Raw genomic sequence first — 17,662 nt, forward strand, 5'->3', positions numbered from 1 at the left:
GGAAATGAGAAAATGAATAAAAAAAGACTATTTTTAAACATGAAATTATGATGTGTGTATCTTAGTACCAACTTAATTATCAGACTACTATCTATCGCGATTTGGTTTTGATCTTTAATTTGATAATGGAATTTGTATCTCTATATGATGAAAATGTCCCATATATCATTTTCAAAGTGATAAACATAGACCAGTTATCTTAACCCTCTAGATGAACTAATATAGAATCTAACTACTTACCGATTAGTAATTGAAACAACCTCGGGGGACGAGAATTGTATCTAAACCTTTTTGATTTCGGGTTTATTGGAAATAAAAAACCACCTCAGAATAAGGTGGTTTTTGCTTAGACAGGATAATTGAGTTTGGAAGGGTTTAAGCTTCCGCGCGTTTCAGATGCACTTCTTCTTCGGCGACCCCAGCTTTTGGATCGTTGAAGCGAGCTTCATCCAGTGCGCCTTCTGATTTAGCAACAATGATAGTCACTGCGCTGTCCCCGGTGATGTTTACTGCGGTACGAATCATATCAAGTAGACGGTCAACACCCATGATAAGTGCAATGCCCTCTAGTGGCAGACCTACTTGGTTCAATACCATTGCTAGCATTACTAGACCAACACCAGGAACACCTGCGGTACCGATAGACGCCAATGTTGCCGTCATGATAACCATTAGGTAGTCACCCATAGTTAGGTCGATGTTGAATGCCTGCGCGATGAAGGCTGTCGCTACACCTTGCATGATCGCCGTGCCGTCCATGTTCACGGTTGCACCTAGCGGCACTGTGAACGATGATACGCGGTTCTCAACACCCATACGGTGCTTAGCCGTTTCCATTGTCACTGGAATGGTCGCGTTTGATGATGCTGTAGAGAAAGCAAACATGATTGCGTCTTCCATCTTACGTAGGAACGTAATTGGGTTTAGACCAGTGAAGCCTTTTAGCATCAGACTGTAAGTCACAAGGCCGTGCAGCAATAGCGTACCTGCTAGTACAACGAAGTATTCAGCAAGGTTGAAGATTGCGCTTAGACCAAGACCTGTAAACAGCTTCGCCATTAGGAAGAACACACCGTAAGGCGCAAGGTTCATCAGAATCGCAACCAATTTCATGATTACTTCATTCAGATCAGAGAAGAAAGCTGCGATACGCTCGCCTGGCTTACCTGCTGCACTGATCGCGATACCGAATAGGACGGCGAACACGATAACTTGCAGGGTTTTACCTTCTGCCATTGCGCTGATTGGGTTAGTCGGGAACATATCAATGATCACCTGACCCAAAGATGGCGCTTCTGCTGATTTGAATGAACTTGCTGCGGTTAGGTCTGCACCAGCACCCGGCTGGAATAGCGTACCCATGGTTAGAGCAAGTGTGATTGCGATAGCGGTTGTTGCTACGTAGAAAGCAAGGGTTTTACCACCCATGCGACCCAATGTAGATAGGTCTTTTAGAGAGCTGGTACCACAAACTAGCGAAACAAATACTAGCGGTACAACAAGCATTTTTAAGCTGGCAACGAAGATCTGCCCACCAACTTCGAATAATCCATTAACAATGTATGCGTCGACAAATCCGTTGTCGGCAAAAAGTGTGCGAATTGCAAATCCTGTCAAGATACCCGCTACCATACCCAAAATTACGCGGCTGGTGAGCGACATCGGTTTCTTGGTATTCATGAGAACACTCCTTATAGTTATGCACCTTGAGTTCACTTCAAGGCGGCGTGCAGATTAGCAGCGGAGTGTGAAAATACGAAAGAATAATCCTCTGAATGGTCGATAGATGTGAAGTTAGTCACTTTAAAAAATAGAATATTAACTAAATGGTAACTAAAAGGCTGGTTGAAAAGTTTGTTGATTAACAAATTTATCGAATTTACAACCGATAGAAATGAATTCTTACATTCTCAAGTGGTAGAAAACTGGATGCATAATGATGAGGTAAAAGATGCTAAGTGCATAACTAGGCATCTTTTATTCAGTTGTTTATTGCGGTGTTATTTCAACGGAGGGCGGGTTTGGTTATCGATGGTACGAGCAAAATCTGAAATCTGTTGATAATCTTTAGGTGTCCAAATTGATTTTGAGGTCAGAGACTTAGGCAGTGCTGAGAAGGCTTTTTCATTGTCGCTTGCTCTAAACTCTACGCTCATCCACTGGTCAATTGGTTGTTGATCGGCAAAGGTCGCGGATAACGAAAGCTCATGGTTTGCACCAGAGTAGTTGGGCGTTAAGTTCAGTGCCATATGGTAATCTCGGAATCGAACTACCCATTTATCAGGTAAGCGTCGCGAGCTATCCCACCAATCACCATCGAGTTGCTGGATTTTCTGTTTCGTTATCGCTTTCGATTGAGCTTTTAAATCCTTTAAAGCTTGTTTGAAAGCGCTGTCCATGGCTCTAGAAAAGCCTTTTTGATCGAGCTCGGTGTTGTCCAGTAATACTTGCTTGGCTAATTTTGCGCCGAGCATGTTGGAGTAGAGGTCTTCGGATGAAAAGGCAGATGCCAGCTCTTTAAATCCGCTAACGGACACCATACCGAACCACTGAGCTATTTCATGCCATTGAGCCAGTCGAAACGCGGTTAGCGCTGCTGCTTGAGCACTGCGATCTAGCTTCTCTTCTTCGCTAAGCTTCTCTTTTTGTTCATACCAACGAATACGACGAACACGAAGTTCTTCAGGCAAGTCCAGATGCGCTGCGCGACCGAGATAATGTTGATTTAGGGTGAATAAATAATAGGTGTAATCTGCGGTATCACGGACGTGGGCAGTATCAATAAACCCGCCTAGTTCGGTAAAGATAATGCCGTTAGCTTCTTCATTCAGACCTAGCAGGCTACCAGAGACAGACTCACTGCCATCGTTATAGTGGTGAGTACCCACTTCGTTGCTGGATAAGACATTCTCAAGAGAAAAGAATGGAACAGGCACGCTTCCTAGTTGCGCTTTGAGATCGACACCAAATGCACAGCACGGTCTTACGCCAACCGGTGCTTTCAGTTCTTGCGCGTGGACGAGTCCACTACAAAGGCTCAGTAGTAATAGTGCTGTTTTCTTCAAACCCTACTCCTAGAATGCTTCATTAATTTGGAAATAAAAACCAGTGCTGTCTTTGCCAACGCCCAAATCGACGCGCACGTTAATACGTGCCTTAAAGGCAAATCGATAACCAACCCCGACAGTAGGTAACCAGCTACTTTTAAAGAGGTCGTGATAAGTCGGTGCGATATTACCGGCACCTAGCCACCCAACCACACCATGACGACCTGCAATGGTATGGCGAATCTCTACTTGTGTAGAAAGCTGATGTTTATCGCGATATTGCCCTTGGTAGTAGCCACGCATACGCTGGTCATCACCTAGCTGGGCGTAATCAAACCAAGGAGCGTCACCGAAAATCGATTGTGAATATACCTCCATTGCGATAATCGTAGTGTCAGACCATTGTTGGTAAACACGATAGTTAGCAACGAGGTTGTCGTAGTCCTCATCACTACCGAGTGAATCTCGGTTCGCTATCCATTCAATATCGAGAAACTGTCCACGCATTGGGTTCGGTTCGAAATCACGCGTGTCGTATTCCATTCCAACTAAGACACCACTGCTGGTGGCATCGGCAACTTCTGAAGGGAGAATATCGCCATCGACACCGTCGACCTTACTGAATGACTGCCATTGCCAGCCAAGTTTGGCGTAAGTATTTGGTGCGACTTCAACGGCGATTTTTGGGCTCAACTGTAAACGTTGCCCTTCATACTGCACTTTGTTGTTCTCGTTTTCTGCGGCTTGGCTGCCAATACCCCAATAGTAACCGGGGGTATGGCTTATCCATGCCTCACCTAAAAGACGGGCTTTGTCATTTTTTAAATAGGTGCGATTGTTTAACCCCAAGCCGTAAGAGCCTGAGGTTGAACCATAAGAAGTAACGGTGACGGTCGAGTAAGGATCGCCTTTTTGCCAGTCATAAGGCGTGTACAACCCCACTGCGGCAACGCCAATACCAAACCCTTGTTCTGGGTTAACAAAAGGACCTGGTAATACGCCCCAGTCGATTAACTTAGATTCATCCACGGTCTCACTTGAACCAAGCTTGGTCAGGATGTCATCCATTAAGCTACTTTCGTCTTGCTGCATAGCAAAAGCAGATGACGAACTAAGCAGCGCGGTGAGCGCAAGAGAATAAGAGGCTTTCATCTTCTTGTTACCCTAGAAACGACGGTCTAAAGAGAAGAAGATGCTTTGACGATCTCCAAAACCGGCTTCACCCAAAAGGTACCAATCTTCATTAATTTGGTATTGCATGCCTGCGATGGTGTTCCATTCAGATTCTAAACGCTGTTTTACTTCAAAACGCGCGCCTGATGGGATTACGCCACCTAAAGATTGTGGTAGTCCAAGATCTTTGAGTGAACCAGAGAGTTCTTGCTCGACATCTTGATACATAGCACCAACCCAAAATCGAATTGGCACGCCATTTTGATGGAAGTCGTAACCAACACGAGGAGATACAACAAGCGCATCAATTGAACCGTCAATAACGGTTAAATTGGTTTGAGTGTAACTTGCATCGACCAGTGCGAACCATTGGTCGTAGCCGCCGGCAAGTACAAAGCCAAGACCTTTGGTGTAACCGTCAAGGTCTAGACGAAAGTTCTCAATACGTTGTGGTTTCACAAACGGCAACTTAACTTTGACGTTTACATCCGTTTCTGAATAGCCGTCGAGCGTGCCGATCAAGCCATAAACGTTTAAGAAAGGAAATAGCCAGACATCAGCACGCAATGTCATTACATCGGTGGCTTGTTTACCTGGTTCTGCTTGCATATCGACTAGTTTTTCAATCCCGCCCAAGCCTTTTAAAGCGATAGAGTCGACATTGATGCCTTGTTCCATACTCATATAGCTGAGGTTTAAACCAAAAGGTTTTGGCAAATTGTAGCCAAGCGCCTCTGCTTTCTCTTTCCAAATAGGAAGAGAAATGGAATCCGCATTCGCGACTCCGGTAAACAAGCAAGATGCAGCAACAAGCAAAGAAGGTAATTTCATAAGTCACTTCATAAATCGTGGCGATCTCAATGTAAGCGGAAGATAGGTTACTTTTAGCTTATGAGATTCAATTATCGTCACGGAAAAATCACTGCTTTCTCATAAGGAAAAAGCACCAAAACGAGAGTTAAGATCCGCGGCTTTTATGTGTTTTTAGAGAGGCTTCTTAACTTCGGCGAGCGCATCTTACTCTTAAAATTTAAAAAGTAAACTTTAAAGTGTACTTTAGATTCTTGCGCGCTATACTCTGCAGCCACTTACATGAGGTTGGTGAATCTAGAACGATGAAACTTTCGGAAAAAAAACGCATTGCGCTGATTGAAGCGGCTCAACAGGAGTTTATTGAGCACGGATTTAGTGGCGCAAATATGGATAGAGTGTGTGAGCGAGCTGGGGCATCGAAGCGTACCTTATATCGCCATTTTGAAAGTAAAGATGTGTTGTTTATCGAGTCGATACAAAGCGTGCTCGAAACTCAGCGTGCACGATTGCAACTCAATTACTCACCAGAGAGCGATATCGAAACACAACTTAGAACCTATCTGCATGCCAAGTTGGACTCTATGTATGAAGACTTTGGTTTGCCGCTCGCCAAGATGGTGATCAGTGAGTTTATGCGCACACCAGAATTGGCAGAGAACTACTTACACCAACTTCAACGCCAAGATGCATTGCTGGAAAACTGGTTTAAAGAAGCCATTGCGGATAACAAGGTCAAAGCGCTTGACCCAGTCATGATGAGTTGCATGCTAATGTGCTTATTGAAAGGAAACTGTTTGTGGCCACAATTGGTTGCCAATCAAGCGGTGCCGAGTATTGAGCAGCGCAAGAAAGTCGTTGAGGATATTCTTACGCTGTTTTTAGATGGCTACCGACGTTAGTTTGCTTATTGCTTATTGCTTATTGCTTATTGCCTCAAATGCTTAACTCATCACGACATGACGCAGTGTTGATAGAGAGGTGTGATCCCACGTCCAATAGTCTTGTTCTCGGTTATGGAGCCCTCCGACCCAATAGTCTTGAATGAAAAAGTCTTTCCCACTCAAACAAGCTTTGCCACGAGCATTAATACTGACTTGTTGTTCCCACCAATTTTTATCAAATGAATCCACAGCAAACAGTGGTTTTTCCGCTCGTGCGAGTGGTAGTAGCAATGCATAAAACATTACGTCACCGAGGGTGGGAAGGGGCTCTCTTTGCTGACTTCTTTGAAACCAATCTTTAACGGTGATGGCTGTGCTTTGCTCGCCCAATACTTGCAACGCCAAATATTGGGTGAAGCTCAATCCTGACTCCGAGTTAGGCAGTTCTTGAAGGTGTCGTTTCATCACTGCTTTGATATTCGGTAAGCAATCTAATTCATGTTGTTCTAGCAAGTTAAGGAGCGGCTGCGGTGTTTGAGCCCGCAACGCTTGCCAGCAGCGTTTGGCTTGACTGAAAAGCTTCGCTGTAACCGGCTTTCGGTGTTGCCAACATGAGCGAATAGCTTCGGCAGGGAGTTGCCCAAAGCCAATAAACCGTTCTGTTCCTGGAAACTGGTTGAATTCGATGATCTCTATCACTTTACTTACAGTGTTCTCTAACAAAGAGAGTCCTCGAAGTAGCATGAATTGATCATAGGCATCGTGTTCAACCCAAAACACAATACGTTCATATTGATGGTTAAGTAGAGTATGGATATTGTTTTGCTCAAACTGCGCTACATTTTGAACCGAATCTTTGCGACCCATCACGGGTAGCAATGTGCCTACGACGTATTGTGCTCGAATGGCGACAAAGCCTTTTTCATCATTGGGAATAGGGCCGATGCACAGTGGATCAATCATAGGTAAGAAATCACCTTCAAACCCGCAAGTCTTTAATAGTTGCTGAATATCGTGCCCACAGCGGACATGGAGTGTTTTTAAATCTGCATCAAGCGGGTTTGCTTGGTGGTCAATAGCGTGCTTGTGCCTTTCTAGTTCCTCTATATGTGCTTTTAACTTGCTCCAACTGGGCAAGCCAAGCTCTCTAGCTAGAGCGTGTTGAACGTCTGACAGCTGGATAGAGTCAGGAGTAAGCGTTTCTGGTTGAGAGTGAAACTGTTTAACCTGTTTGAGTGCAATGGTGTCATTTTGGCGGATCGCCTTTAAGCGTTTTTTTGCTACAGACTTTTGCTGGTTAAGGTTAATGGAGAAGCTATTGTAAGATTGCATTTTTCACCTTTCTTATCTCTTCCACACTCGCTTTATTAGAAGTTAAAAAGAAGGTAAAAACAGATTGTTCCTGCTAACAAGAGCAGGGTGGTTGAGGTGCCGTGAACCGAGTTCTTTCCGCGAGTGTTGGGTGCTTTAGGCTTGAGCTGCTTCAATGGTATGTAATCGAAACAGGTATCGCAACTTTGAATAATATAAAGAAGCAAAACTGCACTTAACTTCACATAAAACAGTTCTAGAACTTAAGCGAGGAGTAAGTTGGAGAAGAGAAAGCATCCATGATGAAGGCTTAAGAATTGCGCCTGTTGAGCTTGTTTTGTGTCGCTCTATCCAACTCGCACTTTGGCACTATCAAGGAGTGTTTTATAGAGGGCAAGGGCGGCGGGTCCACTTTTCGCCCCTTTCGGCAAGGTAAGATGTAGAGCGACTTGATATTGGTTCGAATGTTCAAGATCTATCTCTTTGATATGGTCGTTTTGACGGTACTCGACGAGATGTTTTGGGAGGCGGCAGAAGCCGACACCTTGCTCAACCGCCCTAAATGCGTGGTCAAAATTATCTACCGTGATTCTTTGACGCGCGCGTAACCAGCCTACGTCTCGCTTCTCTTTGTTTGATTCCCCTAAGTCTCGAACCACAATTTGGCTGGTGGTTGCAAAGTCCGCCAATGAAATATGTTCCTTTTTTGCTAGTGGATGTCGAGCTGCGATCACAGGGACCATAGTGGTAGTGCCGAACGCTTCAGCAGGGTAGTTGGTGATCGGAAGGTTGATGATGGCAATATCCGCAAGTTCATTGATCACCATGTCTGTGGTTTTACTCAGAGAGGTCTCTACAACTTGAACGGAAGTCGTGTTGTTATGTGTGAGAAATTCACTAAGTGGAGTATAGAGCCAACTTGGGTCGCACAAGTGATCGATCGCTACCGTTATCTGTGATTCTACACCGCTATTTAGCTGCTCACTGATCATTTCAAGTTCACGAGCCTGCTCAAGCATTGATTGTGCACGGCGCAACATCGTCTGACCGTGTTCGGTTAATCCGGCCTTACGACCTTTTACTTCTATCAGCTTGATACCCAATTGGTCTTCGAGCTTTTTCACCGAATAGATAAGCGTGGTATGGCTTTTATTGAGCATCACTGCGGCTGACTGAATGCTCCCCGCCTGTTCAATTGCTTGTAGTGTTTGCCATTGCTCTAAGGTTGTTTTGAGTCTCATTAGTCAGTTTTTTCCACAGTTAATGGCAAAATTATGAACTTTTTTGTCAGTTTTATAAAGGTAATAATCTTCCCATCAAAAGCGAGTCAATAAGAAGAGGAGACTCAAGATGGCGAAACTATTGCAAGTTGATTTTGAATTTCATGGTCCGTTTGGTGAAGAGATGTCGAATGCTCTGATCGATTTAGCTAAATCAATTAACCAAGAACCGGGTATGATTTGGAAAATTTGGACGGAAAGCGAGAAAGATAAACTTGGTGGTGGCATCTATCTTTTTGAAGATGAAGCCACGGCGCAAGCTTATCTCGAAATGCACACTGCTCGTCTGAAACAGATGGGGGTTGAACGAGTAAGAGGGCAGATATTTGATATCAACGCGTCACTAAGTACCATCAACCAAGGTCCAATCGGAGAGTAATATTATGACTAACCGCACCTTTCTAACCGTTCATGGCACGATTTATACGGTATTTGCTTTTGCGTTATTTTTTGTTCCAACCATGATGTGGCCGATGTATGGTGTACAAATCAATGACCAGTACGCACTGTTTTTGTCCCAGCATACGTCAATCTTTTTAGGTGGGATTGCTGCGGTAAGTTTGATGTTACGTGATGTTGAATCTGGCAATACGGCGAAACAACTGTTTAAAGCTTTGTTGGTCACGAATGTCTTGGGCGTAGCGATCACTACTTATGCTGGCATCACGGGGGTGTTTGTTGGCTTTGGTTGGAGTGATCCCGCCTTCTTCTTGCTATTGAGTGTGCTCACTTTTCTTCAATTGAAGAAGCAATAATAGAAGCTATCTTAATTAGATCATTATTAAAAAGCCCCGCGATAATTGCGGGGCTTTGTGTTTCTATTTATGGTTTTCCCCAAGTATGCTTAAGTCACTTGGGTGTAGCGACATTACTCACTCTTATAGGCGTAGTTGTAATAACCGTAGCCGTATGAACTCGCCGCTTTCTTCTCAATTGCGTTAAGAATGACGCCTTTGACTTCTACACCCGATTGTTCAAATCGACTGCGAGCGACTTCAAGCTCTTTCGATGTCGTTTGGTCAAAGCGAGCTACCATCAGAGTGGTTCCTGCAATCGCACCAACGATACTAGGGTCAGTCACTGCCAATACTGGCGGTGTATCGATGATCACTAGGTCATACTCTTGTGATGCTTTTTCTACAAACTCAACAAATCGTGGGTGCATCAAAAGCTCAGAAGGGTTTGGTGGTACTTGACCACGAGTAATTACATCTAAGTTCTCAACTTTAGTCGGCTTGATCACCATATCTTGACTAATCTTACCGCTTAAGAAATCAGAAAGACCGTTATCAGCCGTCAGACCAAAACATTGTTGCAAGTAACCTTTACGCATGTCCGCATCGACCAACAACACTTTTTGACCTGTCTTCGCTGCTACTGCCGCAAAGTTTGTCGATACAAATGTCTTACCAATTGAAGGCGCTGGACCAGAGATCATCAGTACGTTGTTTTTCGCTTCCATCATCGCAAAATGAAGGCTAGTGCGAAGTCCACGTAGTGCTTCAATCGAAAGATCCGCAGGGTTTTCTTCTGCCAATAGAAGCAGGTCTTTGTTGCTCTTGCGCTTAAGTTTGCTCGCAACTTCTAATTGTTGTACCGACTTAGGAACACTTGCGTAAACAGAAATACCCGTTTGTTCAATCTCGTCTGGAGAAGTGACGCCGCGGTGGAAAGCGGTTTTAACCAGAACAAAAGCAACGGCAACCATACCGCCTAATAGTGTTGCTAGAACAACGATAAGAGGCTTCTTAGGCTTCACTGGAATAGCGTAAGACTGTGCACTATCGATAATGCGTACGTTACCAACGGTACCAGCTTTAATAATGTTCAACTCTTGAACTTTGTTTAGAAGCTGAATGTAGATCTGTTGGTTAACTTCAACGTCACGTGTCATACGTAGGACTTCACGCTGCGTTTTTGGCAGCTTCTGAACTTGTCGGTTCAAACGAGCTTTTTCTTGCAGTAACGTCTGACGTTTATCCAATAGTGATTTATATGCTGGGTGATCCTGCGTGAACTTTTGGCTGATTTCACTTTCTTTGAATGTCAGTTCGTTCAGCTGCGCTTCAAGAGCGACCATCACTTTGAGTGTTGATTGTGCTTCAAGGTTTAAGTCGATCGATTCGTTTTCTTGTCTAAAACGATTCAGTACGTCTTCAGACCCTGTCAGTTTCTCTTTGATTTCCGGTAGGTGATCTTTTAGAAAGTTTAGGCTCTGTTCCGCTTCCGCTGAGTTTCTTCTTACATTCTGTAGGAAGTAGTTTTGCACAACGTCATTCAAAATTTGCTGGTTACGTTCAGGGTATTCGCCTTCAATACTCAGTGACACAATACCTGTTTTCGCGCCACGTTCTGAAATAGACAGTTGTGAAGCCAATCGGTTGATCGCGTCAAGCTTGCTAATTTTTCCGATTGAAAAACTGTCTTCGTTTTGCGCAACCAGTTCACGTACTTTGATGCGGTAGCCATTCATTTCAATCGTTTGACCAACAACGCCAGAAAGCACAATTTGATCTTCAATCATCAGATCAAAACTGCCTTTCTCTGCATCTGTTACCACAAGCTGATGCTTGTAACCTTGCGCGGTACGTGGCATCTCGAAAGTTGAAACTGAGATGTAATCTTGAGTGCCATTGATGCGAGCAAGACCTTTACCGATAAAAGGAAGATAGTCCGGAGTGGCAATCGTCGTTAGGTTAAATTTATCGACCGTATCACCAAGGATCATACGTGATTTGATGATCTCAATCTCAGTCGTTGCTGACGATTCTGCAGCAAAAAGCTCGCCCATATCGCCGACCATCGCCGAAATACCACCAGAGCTTTTCTGTTCGATCTGAATCAGAGCATCAGCTTTGTAGATAGGTGTCGATAGCAATGCCACGGCAATACCGATTGTTGCAAAGAGAAGCGTAATGCCAATGATGAACCATTTCGCATCTATCAATATGCCAAACAGTTTACCGAGATCGATTTCATCATCGGTTGGTGCAGATGAACTTATAGTTTGGTTAGCCATTGTTTTTTTATTTCGCCAAGTAATCTGAAGTTATAGTTTTTTTGCCCAAGCCTGAGCGGATTGCTCAATCAGAGAAAACGCATGATCAAATGCTTCTCTGCTTTGTCTGTATGGATCTGGAATGTCGACAGAATTCATCCAATGCCCAAACAGCATGGTCTTGCCTCTTGCTTCTGGAACGATCTCAGTTAATGCATCGATATGACCTTGTTCCATTACCAAGATAAGATCTTGTTTCGCACAAAGCTGCGCAGTAAGTTGTTGCGCTTGGTGATTCTCAAGAGAAAACCCTTTTTCCGAGGCAATGAGCGTTGCTGTCTCATCCGCTGGTTTCCCAGTCAGTCGACTTTTCTCAACGGCAATACCGGCTGAAGAAATGGTTTTATTCGGAAGAAGTTGTTGAAGCACTCGTTCCCCAGTCGGAGAGCGACAAATGTTACCTACGCATACGACAAGAATGTTTGAAAACATGGTTTGTTCCTTATCAATAACTATTGGAAAGGGCTTACCTCTTCACATAAGCCCTTTCAAGAACGTCTGAACTACGGCCAGTTTCTAACGCGTAGAACACCTTCTGTAAGCTCATTGAAGCCTGAAATCGTCGGTACTAACTGTGCAATAACGCGGTTCCAACGACTGACTGGTGCAGCAGTAACATACACAATGTCGTAAGGTTCCAAATCAAATTCAGTACCAATCACTAACGCCGCTGCGTCAGAGACATCAAGTTGGTAAATGTCGCCTAATGCTTGATTGTCTTGAGATTTTCTGATGACAAAAACGCCAGTTGCATCCGCAGAAAGTTGGTTGATACCACCAACATTGCTTAGAGCCTCGGTCAAGCTCATGCCTGCGCGATCCATTTTCAGTAGCTTAGGATCGTTAACTTCACCCATAACAAACACTTTTTGAGTGTCATTTCTTGGCACATGTACGATGTCGCCAGGTTGAAGTAATCGGTTTTCAGTAAGGTCACCCTCTTGCATTAGCGCATAGAGAGAAATGTTTTCGACTTTGCCTTGGCGTGTCAGTGTGACGTTACGCCAATCCGCATCTTCTGCTAGACCGCCAGCGCGGTTAACTGCATCAAGAAGCGTAAGTGGGATATTGGTGATAGGTTGTTGCCCTGGCTTGTTAACTTCGCCAGTGATGTAAGATTTCTTGGAACGAAATGCCGCAACACTCACATCCACTTGTGGACTCTCAATGTACTTCGCCAACTTGTTAGCAATAATGGTACGAATTTGGCGAACATTTTTACCCGCAACCTCAACAATACCGATGTATGGATAGAAGATGGTGCCATCAGCATGCACCCAGTTACCCGCTTCTTCAGAGCTACGGTAAGAGCCTGCTGGAATGGTAAGTTCAGGGTGATCCCAAATAGTGATATTCAGAATATCGCCAGGACCGACTTCATACTCGTAAGCCGCGAGTTGATGGTCAAGTGTTGGGTTCGCTTTGGTCTCTACATCTGAGCTTTTTAGCTGCGAGACTTTATCAAGAGTCAGTGGAAAGACGTTAAAATCTGCCGCCGTATTGGCGCTGTTGTCTTCAACGATGTGCTTTCCACTCGTGGATAAGTGACTGCCCGGTACTGTACATCCAGCGAGAAGTACAGAGGAAAGGAGTAAACTGCCTAGCTTTGTATAGTTGAAATTCATGCTTTTTCATTCATCTGACGTAAAGAGCGAGTTGCTAAGAACAACATTGTTTTTTGCCTAAACAACAACACGTCACAATTTTATTGGGCAGTATTATTTATTTTAATTTATAAAATACTCAATAAGAAACGGGTTGCATCTGGCGAGCGCACTCTAAAGAATTTTTTGAGGAGGGGCAATAGACGATAAATTGATAAAAAGCTAGCTATATATTGCTGAATTTTATATTTCTGTGCGTTGAGTAGCGTGGATTTGACAAAAGTGTTTATTAATTAGCTCTAATTTTCCGTATCAGCTCACGAAATTTGTAATTTAACAGTTTTTCAATTAGTTATTGATGCGACCATTTTTCTAAAAAAATTTATATGCTTTGTTTTAAAATGTGATGAGTGTCGTATTTTTTATTCTACGTCAATAGCGCTTTGTTATGGTTTTGCCAGAAAGTGGGCAGCGTATGGTCAAAATATGATGTGGGTTCAACAAAGTGATGGTTTGATGAACGATTTCATACAACAAACCATCATTTCAATGATATTAGCGTTTTGCTAGCCCCTTACTGTTCAAGTACGGCAGAATATGAGGTCGCGACTCACCAGCAAGCTTCCCAGTGACTTCTTGCGACCATGTACTCAGTTTTTGATTGCTTGTACGGCTCGCATAATACGCTTGCATAGTTTGATCGTAGCTCTGAATATCATCTAAATTTAGCTCTTGGTATTGATTTTCATGAACAACCACATGTGCAGGTAGGCGTGGCTTTACTTCGGGATTTTGATCGGGATGCCCTAAGCACATACCAAACAACACCGCGCTATTTTCCGGTAAGCCCAATAGCTTATCAACTTGAGCGGCGCTATTCCTTAGTCCTCCAATATATACGCCACCTAATCCCATAGACTCGGCTGCAAGCAAGCAGTTTTGTGCCATGATTCCAGAATCTACTGCTCCAATCAGAGTTAGTTCTGTAAAGTCTGCCTGTACATCAGGATTGATGGTTGCATGGCGCTGATAATCAATACAAAACACTAAGAACTCAGCCGCACTTTCAACATAAGCTTGGTTACCAGCAAATTGAGCCAATTGCTTACGCTTTTCAGAGTCAGTCACTCGAACGATTGAGACGACTTGAAGCATACTAGAAGAAGACGCAGCTAAACCTGCTTGAATGATGGTTTGTCTTTGTTCATCAGTAATAGGAACTGCGGTGAATTTTCGGATAGAGCGATGAGCAAGAATGGTTTCAATCGTATTGTTCATGATGTTCTGGCTTCCTGAAGAGTGGTTCTATTTGGCTGAATCTTCACCATAACGGCATTTATTGGGAGCGTAAACAGAGATGCACTACAAAGTGTGCCACAGGACAAAACTTGACGAAGTGCAACCGAGCAAATTGAACATAAAGTGACGTTATTTATAAACTTGGGTATATACTGATTTTTAATAATCAATAGCTTACCAAATGTGGAGAACATGAAAGAGCTAATACTTCATACGGTCACAGTGTTTATGGGCTTTTTTGCCATCATGAACCCTATCGCTAACATTCCTATCTTTTTAAGCCTAACAGCGGATGATGATAAACAAACGGTCCGCTCAATTGCATTTCGTTCAGTCTTTATCGCTTTTGTTATTGTTGCTGTGTTTGCTGTTGCGGGTAAGGTGATTTTCGACTTGTTCGGCATTACGTTATACGCGCTGCGTATTACCGGCGGCATCTTAGTCTTTTTAATTGGCTTTCACATGCTGCAAGGTGAATCAACGCACAAGAAGACCAAAGAGAAAGCCTACTCACCAGAGCAAGAACAGGCGGCTTTAAGTATTGCAGTTTCCCCACTGGCAATGCCGATTTTAGCTGGTCCGGGCACTCTCGCGACAGCAATGAACTTTGCAACAGCGGGTGGAATAACGGAAACCATTATTACTATCGCATCCTTTGCCGTGCTCTGTGCTATTACTTACGTTCTGTTTCTCTTTGGCGACAAGTTAGTGAAAGCTGTTGGTCCAAGTGCGTTAAATGTGATCACCAAAATGATGGGGCTGATCCTCGCCGTGATTGGCACACAAATGTTCATTGATGGCGCAGCAGAGGCGTATAAAACCGTTTTTGCTTAATTTCTTTAGCATCTGAATACTTTACTTTGAATCCACATTGACTAGGCAGTTGATGTGGATTTTTTGATCCTAAGTTTCCACTTAAAAAGCAAGAAACACATAGACTTCGCCTATCTCAATAATAAGAATAACCAATTGTTGCTGTAGCACGAATTTCAGTAACCTTTTCAGAGCAATTATTGGGGGGAAACATGGCAACAAAAGCAATCGTAGTCGAAGGTGGTGCAATGCGTGGTGTCTTTGCTAGCGGCGTATTAGATGCATTCTTAGAACAAGACTACAAACCATTTGATTTTGCGATTGGCGTATCGGCAGGGGCTTCAAATTTGATCGGTTATTTGACCGATTACCCGCACCGTAGCATCAACGTCATTACTAAATTAGCAACCAGCAAACGCTTTTTCGATCCTACTCGTTTTTTAAAAGGCGGTGATTTGATCGATGTGAAATGGTTGTTTGAAGAATCAAATCGTTTGTACCCAGTCGATGAAGCGAAACTGTTTGAAGGCATTCCTTTCTTAGCGGCGACAACGAACGTAAATACGGGTAAAGCGGATTATTACCGTGTAAATCGTCATAACTTCCATAATGCGATGGAAGCGACGACGGCACTGCCTATTGCGTACAAGCATACTCCTTGCTTCTCTGGTGGTTGTTATACCGATGGTGGTGTGGCGGATTCCATTCCGGTTCGAGAAGCACATCGTCGCGGCGCTCGTGATATTACGGTTATCCTTTCTCATCCTTTGGCTTATGAGAAAAAGCCGGTAAAAACGCCTTGGTTAATGAAGAAGTTGTTCGCTGAGCATCCACAGATGGCAGAGGCAATGTTGCGCCGTTCAGAGAACTACAACGAATCGTTAGATTTCATTCGTAATCCTCCAAAAGACACGCACATTCGCGTTATTGCACCGCCGGATGAATTCAGTGTACAACGTCTATCAATGCGCCAGTCGGTATTGCTAGAAGGTTACGAAATGGGATTGGAAGCAGGGCGCGCCCACCTTACCAATCGGGCCGGTGAACACGGCTTAGACAGAGAAAACTGCCACTTCTGTATTTAGCTTTTGATGTCTAAAGCGGTTAGTCCATATCAACTTCAAGTGCTCCCCAAGATGAAGGTTCTCCCTCCCTCGTCAGAGGGAATAGGCGAGCGTCTGGTTTGGCATAACTTAACCTATGCAGACGTTGCGTGACGTGGTAGCTGTCGAGCCCGGAAATGGTCACTAAGTCGAGTAGCTCTAGATCTAGGTAGCCATCGGGCATGATGGCTCTTTCAGGTGCGTGTACCATCAACACTTCACCAATCAGCATCTCTGTCTGATTGCTTTCAATCTTGATGTGTTCTCTCAACACCAACCCCATTTTGAGATTGCTCTCTAGTACAAATGGCGCAGGAAACGCATCATCATAGTAAGGAGTAAGTCCTACCGCTTCAAACTCTGATATCTGTTTTGGATAGCGGGCGGAGGTTTGATGTGCTTTTTGGACGAAATCGACGCCGACGGCATTAATGGTGAAGTGCTTGGTATCGAGGATGTTTTCTAATGTATGACGACGGCTTTTGCGTGGACGAACAATAAAACCAAACAGTGGCGGATGTGAGCCTAAGTGGATCACAGAGCTTACGATAGCCAGGTTCTCTTGTCCTTGCCTGTCTCTTGTTCCGATGAGGTTCGCGCTTTTGTATCCCGCAAGGGAGTTGACCAATCGAGTTCTTTGGCGCTGCTCCATCGTTTGTATATCATGCTTTGAGAGTTTGATGTTTTCCATGTCCTAAAAAGGGGCGAGAAACCTCGCCCTTCCATGTTGTGTCACTATTTCGGCATGATGACGGTGTCGATCACGTGTATCACACCATTCTTAGCTTTGACGTCGGTGGCAATTACGGTAGCGTTATTGATCATCACTTTACCGCCCATGGTTTTGATCATCACGTCTTGCCCTTGGACTGTCGTCGCTTTATTCATTTTGACTACGTCTGCAGCCATCACTTTTCCCGGAACCACATGGTAAGTGAGAATCGCAACCAGCTTATCTTTGTTCTCGGGCATGAGTAGCATTTCGACTGTTCCATCTGGAAGCTTAGCAAAAGCTTCATCTGTGGGTGCAAATACAGTGAATGGACCTTTACCTTTTAGCGTATCCACTAAGCCTGCGGCTTTGACTGCTGCGACCAACGTATTGAACGAGCCATTTGCTGCGGCCAAATCAACGATGTCTTCTTTCATCATTCCATGTTCATGTGCTTTCGCTGGCAGTAAAAAAGTTAGGGTGGCGAACAAAACCGTGGTCGTAACCAAGATGCGTTTCAACATAATGCATTCCTTTTGTTGTTTGGGTACCGCTCTCTCCCTGATAA

Annotated in this window: 17 protein-coding genes; 5 read left to right on the top strand and 12 right to left on the bottom strand. The window is 44.1% G+C overall.

Annotation, left to right across the window (positions count from 1 at the left end):
- Positions 1–375 precede the first annotated feature (375 nt).
- The 4 genes from OH459_RS12650 to OH459_RS12665 form a co-directional block, all read right to left on the bottom strand.
- Positions 376–1,680 (bottom strand): dicarboxylate/amino acid:cation symporter, encoded by a 1,305-nt coding sequence (locus OH459_RS12650; RefSeq protein ID WP_005447448.1) that lies wholly within the window; start codon positions 1,678–1,680, stop codon positions 376–378.
- A gap of 320 nt (positions 1,681–2,000) precedes the next feature.
- Positions 2,001–3,065: a DUF4056 domain-containing protein gene (locus OH459_RS12655; protein ID WP_269986990.1), complete on the bottom strand. Its 1,065-nt coding sequence runs from the start codon at positions 3,063–3,065 to the stop codon at positions 2,001–2,003.
- 9 nt (positions 3,066–3,074) lie between these two features.
- Positions 3,075–4,199, bottom strand: coding sequence for a BamA/TamA family outer membrane protein (locus OH459_RS12660; protein WP_269986991.1), 1,125 nt, complete (start codon positions 4,197–4,199; stop codon positions 3,075–3,077).
- Positions 4,200–4,211: 12 nt separating this feature from the next.
- Positions 4,212–5,051 (bottom strand): hypothetical protein, encoded by an 840-nt coding sequence (locus OH459_RS12665; protein ID WP_005447451.1) that lies wholly within the window; start codon positions 5,049–5,051, stop codon positions 4,212–4,214.
- 284 nt (positions 5,052–5,335) lie between these two features.
- Here OH459_RS12665 and OH459_RS12670 point away from each other — a divergent pair, with 284 nt between their 5' ends.
- On the top strand, positions 5,336–5,932 hold the full coding sequence (locus tag OH459_RS12670; protein WP_029788340.1) for a TetR/AcrR family transcriptional regulator: 597 nt from the start codon (positions 5,336–5,338) through the stop codon (positions 5,930–5,932).
- 42 nt (positions 5,933–5,974) lie between these two features.
- On the opposite strand, the gene OH459_RS12675 is transcribed toward OH459_RS12670, so the two are convergent.
- Complete coding sequence (locus OH459_RS12675) at positions 5,975–7,246, bottom strand: DUF1835 domain-containing protein (protein WP_269986992.1); 1,272 nt, start codon at positions 7,244–7,246, stop codon at positions 5,975–5,977.
- 326 nt (positions 7,247–7,572) lie between these two features.
- Positions 7,573–8,466: a LysR family transcriptional regulator gene (locus OH459_RS12680; protein WP_009698016.1), complete on the bottom strand. Its 894-nt coding sequence runs from the start codon at positions 8,464–8,466 to the stop codon at positions 7,573–7,575.
- A 109-nt stretch (positions 8,467–8,575) separates the two neighbouring features.
- Between OH459_RS12680 and OH459_RS12685 the strand changes: the two genes are divergently transcribed.
- Positions 8,576–8,884, top strand: a complete 309-nt coding sequence (locus OH459_RS12685; RefSeq protein ID WP_050932693.1) for a monooxygenase — start codon at positions 8,576–8,578, stop codon at positions 8,882–8,884.
- Between the two features lie 4 nt (positions 8,885–8,888).
- On the top strand, positions 8,889–9,260 hold the full coding sequence (locus tag OH459_RS12690; RefSeq protein ID WP_005447457.1) for a hypothetical protein: 372 nt from the start codon (positions 8,889–8,891) through the stop codon (positions 9,258–9,260).
- Positions 9,261–9,373: 113 nt separating this feature from the next.
- On the opposite strand, the gene OH459_RS12695 is transcribed toward OH459_RS12690, so the two are convergent.
- The 4 genes from OH459_RS12695 to nfsA form a co-directional block, all read right to left on the bottom strand.
- On the bottom strand, positions 9,374–11,524 hold the full coding sequence (locus OH459_RS12695) for a polysaccharide biosynthesis tyrosine autokinase (protein WP_009698013.1): 2,151 nt from the start codon (positions 11,522–11,524) through the stop codon (positions 9,374–9,376).
- Positions 11,525–11,554: 30 nt separating this feature from the next.
- Positions 11,555–11,995, bottom strand: a complete 441-nt coding sequence (locus OH459_RS12700; RefSeq protein WP_005447459.1) for an arsenate reductase/protein-tyrosine-phosphatase family protein — start codon at positions 11,993–11,995, stop codon at positions 11,555–11,557.
- Between the two features lie 71 nt (positions 11,996–12,066).
- Positions 12,067–13,188 carry a polysaccharide export protein gene (locus OH459_RS12705; protein WP_009698012.1) on the bottom strand — a complete coding sequence of 374 codons (1,122 nt, stop codon included), beginning with the start codon at positions 13,186–13,188 and terminating at the stop codon, positions 12,067–12,069.
- Between the two features lie 534 nt (positions 13,189–13,722).
- A complete protein-coding gene (nfsA, locus tag OH459_RS12710; RefSeq protein WP_017189686.1) occupies positions 13,723–14,445 on the bottom strand; it encodes an oxygen-insensitive NADPH nitroreductase in 723 nt (240 codons plus the stop codon).
- Positions 14,446–14,658: 213 nt separating this feature from the next.
- On the opposite strand from nfsA, the gene OH459_RS12715 reads away from it, so the two are divergent.
- Positions 14,659–15,300, top strand: coding sequence for a MarC family protein (locus tag OH459_RS12715; protein WP_005447464.1), 642 nt, complete (start codon positions 14,659–14,661; stop codon positions 15,298–15,300).
- Positions 15,301–15,491: 191 nt separating this feature from the next.
- A complete protein-coding gene (locus tag OH459_RS12720; RefSeq protein WP_005447466.1) occupies positions 15,492–16,364 on the top strand; it encodes a patatin-like phospholipase family protein in 873 nt (290 codons plus the stop codon).
- Positions 16,365–16,383: 19 nt separating this feature from the next.
- On the opposite strand, the gene OH459_RS12725 is transcribed toward OH459_RS12720, so the two are convergent.
- Both OH459_RS12725 and OH459_RS12730 read right to left on the bottom strand, forming a co-directional pair.
- Positions 16,384–17,073: a flavin reductase family protein gene (locus tag OH459_RS12725; RefSeq protein ID WP_005447467.1), complete on the bottom strand. Its 690-nt coding sequence runs from the start codon at positions 17,071–17,073 to the stop codon at positions 16,384–16,386.
- Between the two features lie 44 nt (positions 17,074–17,117).
- A complete protein-coding gene (locus OH459_RS12730; protein ID WP_269986993.1) occupies positions 17,118–17,618 on the bottom strand; it encodes a fasciclin domain-containing protein in 501 nt (166 codons plus the stop codon).
- Positions 17,619–17,662: the final 44 nt, after the last annotated feature.

Source organism: Vibrio sp. MM46 (assembly GCF_027587135.1).
GTDB classification, from domain to species: domain Bacteria; phylum Pseudomonadota; class Gammaproteobacteria; order Enterobacterales; family Vibrionaceae; genus Vibrio; species Vibrio harveyi.